This is a genomic window from Streptomyces synnematoformans (assembly GCF_039531005.1).
In the GTDB taxonomy this organism is placed as follows: domain Bacteria; phylum Actinomycetota; class Actinomycetes; order Streptomycetales; family Streptomycetaceae; genus Streptomyces; species Streptomyces synnematoformans.
In genome coordinates, this window is record NZ_BAAAPF010000774.1 from 1 (window position 1) to 533 (window position 533).

At 71.3% G+C, this 533-nt stretch carries 1 protein-coding gene; it reads right to left on the reverse strand.

What is annotated here, in order from left to right; genetic code table 11:
- Window positions 1-533: acyltransferase domain-containing protein (locus tag ABD317_RS37620; protein ID WP_344296650.1), on the reverse strand; the 533-nt coding region annotated here is incomplete at both ends.

The window sequence follows — 533 nt, forward strand, 5'->3', positions numbered from 1 at the left end:
AGGTCGGTCAGGGGTTGGGTTTCGCCGGCGAGGATGGTGGTGTGCGGTCCGTTGACCGCGGCGACGTACACGCCTTCGGGCAGGTCGCCCAGCTCGTCTTGGGGTAGGGGGAGGGAGGCCATGGTGCCGGTGCCGGCCAGGCGGGTGATGGCCTGGGCCCGCAGTGCCACCACCGCAACCGCGTCGGACAGGGTCAGTGCGCCGGCGACGTAGGCGGCGGCGATTTCGCCCTGGGAGTGGCCGATGACGGCGTCGGGTTCTACGCCGTGGTGGCGCAGGAGTTGGGCGATGCCGGTCATGACGGCGAACAGTGCGGGCTGGACGATGTCGACGCGGTCCAGGGCGTGTTCGTCTTCGCTGGCGAGGATGTCGAGGAGGTCCCAGTCGCACCAGCGGGACAGCTCGTCCCGGCAGGCGGTCAGGTGGTCGGCGAAGACCGGTTCCTGGGCGGCGAGTGTGTAGCCCATGCGGGTCCACTGCGAGCCCTGGCCGGGGAAGACGAACGCGGTCTTGCCCGCCGCCACCGGCCCCGG